General features: G+C 42.1%; 2 protein-coding genes and 1 pseudogene. All 3 read left to right on the top strand.

Annotation, left to right across the window (positions count from 1 at the left end; genetic code table 11):
• Positions 1-1,134 (top strand): calcium-binding protein (locus GNE10_RS30235; protein ID WP_185569474.1); only part of this gene is annotated, 1,134 nt, incomplete at its 5' end.
• A 426-nt stretch (positions 1,135-1,560) separates the two neighbouring features.
• Positions 1,561-2,622 (top strand): S-methyl-5-thioribose-1-phosphate isomerase, encoded by a 1,062-nt coding sequence (mtnA, locus tag GNE10_RS30230; protein WP_185569472.1) that lies wholly within the window; start codon positions 1,561-1,563, stop codon positions 2,620-2,622.
• Between the two features lie 334 nt (positions 2,623-2,956).
• Positions 2,957-3,358: pseudogene (locus GNE10_RS30225) on the top strand (M3 family peptidase); the annotation flags it as partial.

The raw sequence follows: 3,358 nt of genomic DNA, 5'->3' as shown, positions 1-3,358 counted from the left end.
ACAGGAACTACTTCCAATGATGATTTGTTTGGTGGTTTAGGTAACGATACCCTACAAGGTGGTAACGGTAACGACCGTTTATTTGGCGAACAGGGAGATGACAGATTATTAGGTGATGCTGGAAATGATACTTTGTATGGTGGTGCAGGAAACGATAGTTACTCTTTTGTAGCGAATACAGCCTTGGGAACCGACACAATCATAGAAACCACAACAGGCGGTACTGACACTATTAACTTTAGCGGTACTACAGTTGCCGTCAACGTAAATTTAGGTGTTACCACCTCGCAAACAATCAATAGCAATCTCAACCTGATTCTCTCTGCCAACAACGTTATCGAAAATGTAACGGGTGGCACAGGTAATGACACTCTCACTGGTAATACGCTGAATAATACTCTCATTGGTGGTGGCGGAAACGACCGACTCCAAGGTTTAACCGGAAACGATACTTATTCTTTTGTAGCGAATACAGCCTTGGGAACGGACACAATCATAGAAACCACAACAGGGGGTACTGACACTATTAACTTTAGCGGTACTACAGTTGCCGTCAACGTAAATCTGGGTGTTACCACCTCGCAAACAGTCAATAGCAATCTCAACCTGATTCTCTCTGCCAATAATGTTATCGAAAACGCAACGGGTGGCACAGGTAATGATATTCTCATCGGTAATACACTAAATAACACTCTGATTGGTGGTGATGGAAATGACCAACTGCAAGGCTTAGGAGGCAATGACACTTTGTTGGGAGGTAATGGGAATGATACTCTTACTGGTGGAATTGGTAGTGATAAATATCTGTTCCAAAGTAATAGTGTATTTAACACAAGCTTAGGTGTTGATTTAATCGCTGATTTTGAAGTCGGACAAGACCAGATTGTGTTGAGTAAAACCACCTTCAATGCTATTACAAATACTGCGGGACAAGCTTTAACTGACTTTGCAGTTGTCGCTAATAATCAATTAGTCAACGCTAGTAATGCGCGTATTGTCTTTAGCCAAGGTAGTGGCAGCTTATTCTATAACCAGGATGGCAATGTTTTGGGCACAGGAACAGTGTTTGAGTTTGCCCGTTTACAAAATACTAATATTACTTTGAGTAGTAGTAATTTCAGCCTGATTGCCTAGTGGTCTGTCCCATTAATTTTGCTGATTTGTAGGTGTTCAGATCCCCGACTTCTTTAAGAAGTCGGGGATCTATAAGCCTTCATAACTAATGCGACGAACCACTAGCCTTGGTGGCTTCTACAGACTTTTTTTTCTCTGCGTTGTGTCAAAGATGGAGTGATAACGAACCGCAAAGGACGCTAAGGACACAAAGTCAGAAAAGAAAGAAATGATAGAAGTTAATAACAGCAAGAGTTTCACGTTAAATTGACACGTATGTTCTATAAGTCCGCCCACAACATTGGATAATTTATTTTTTGGAAGTCCCTTAACTACCTTCACCGATCGCAATAAAATTAAAACAGAATTCTCAATTCTGAATTCTTTGATTTCAATCTGTAAAAGTTTATTATTCTTTCAGCAAAGTTAAAAAATATTGCCTTTTTTATGACAGGTTCTATAAACCAGGTTTATCCAGTCATTTGGCACAACAACTCAGTGTCACTAATTGACCAAACCCGCCTACCCAACGAATATACATTTGTAGAAATTCACCGCAGTGAAGACATGGCGCAGGCAATTAAAACAATGATTGTGCGGGGTGCGCCTGCAATTGGTGTGGCTGCGGGATATGGAATGTATCTTGGGGCGCGGGAAATTGAGACGAGCGATCGCCAAGAATTTCTGCAACACTTAGATAAAGTAGCCGAGTTGTTGCGTTCTACTCGTCCCACAGCAGTAAACTTATTTTGGGCAATTAGTCGGATGCTCAAAACTGCCTACGAAACCCTGGGAACAGTAGAAGAAATCAAACAAATTCTCCTGCAAACTGCCGAAGCAATCAACACAGAAGATTTGCAAACCTGTCAAGCCATCGGTGACAATGGTTTAGCTGTTTTGCCTGCTACCCCAGAAAAGCTGACATTGCTTACCCACTGTAACGCCGGCGCATTAGCCACAGCTGGTTATGGTACAGCCTTGGGTGTTGTGCGTTCTGCTTGGAAAAAAGGACGTTTAGGGCGTTTATTTGCCGACGAAACCCGTCCCCGTTTGCAAGGTGCAAAACTCACCACTTGGGAATGCGTCCAAGAAGGAATTCCCGTGACATTAATTACCGATAACATGGCAGCCCATTGTATGAAACAGGGTTTGATTCATGCAGTGGTTGTGGGTGCCGATCGCATTGCTGCTAATGGTGACACTGCGAATAAAATTGGTACATACAGCGTAGCGATCGCAGCTAAAGCACATAATATACCCTTCTTCGTTGCTGCACCCCTTTCCACCGTTGATTTTGCACTAGCCGATGGCAGCAAAATTCCCATTGAAGAACGCGATCCCACAGAAATCTATCAAGTAGGCGACACAATGCTGACACCTCGTGGTGTAGATTTTTACAACCCAGCATTCGATGTTACCCCAGCCGAATTGATTACAGCCATCATTACAGAAAATGGAGCGATCGCACCTAGTGAATTGGCAAAATCACAGGTAAAACAGTCAGTTTAAGGGACTTTTGAGTCAACAAATATTTCAGAGAAGACGGTTGACGGTTAACAGTCAGGACTTATGCAGTGAAATTATTTTTTTGAAGTCAGGAATAGGGCATAGGGAATTTTTTCTTACCCAATGCCCAGCCTAAACCCTTAATTTCTCGCTCGCCATAGGAAAGTCCCATGTACGATAAACTCCTCAGTCAACACTCAACAATCAACACTCCCAACCTCTGTGCCAAAATGGCGAGACTAATTAGCACAGCGATCGCTACATTAGAAGATATATAAATAAATATATAAATAGAAATCATTGTTGATTTTTATTCATCCGCAGTTCAAAGAAAAACATGAGTGCAAGTACCATTCTTTTTGATAATCCTTTACTCCAAGGCACTGGTTTACCTCCATTTGCAGAGATTAAACCAGAACGAGTAGTACCAGCCTTTAAGCAATTGCTGGCAGAACTTGATGACCAGCTTGCGGCTTTAGAAGCCAATGTAGAGCCTACTTGGGAAGGTTTAGTAAAACCCCTAGAAAAGCTGACTGAACGCCTTACTTGGAGTTGGGGGATAGTAAATCATTTAATGGGTGTCAAAAACAGCCCTGAACTGCGGGAAGCTCATCAAACCATACAGCCACAGGTAATACAATTTATCAACAAGCTTGGTCAAAGCCAACCCATCTACAATGCATTTAAAGTACTCCGTGCTAGTGACAGTTGGGAAACTTTGGAACCAGCTTTTTTTTTT

The sequence above is a fragment of the Nostoc sp. 2RC genome (genome assembly GCF_014222165.1).
In the GTDB taxonomy this organism is placed as follows: domain Bacteria; phylum Cyanobacteriota; class Cyanobacteriia; order Cyanobacteriales; family Nostocaceae; genus Nostoc; species Nostoc linckia.
Note: the sequence above shows the minus strand (reverse complement) of the source record. Positions and strands in the feature narration are given on the sequence as shown.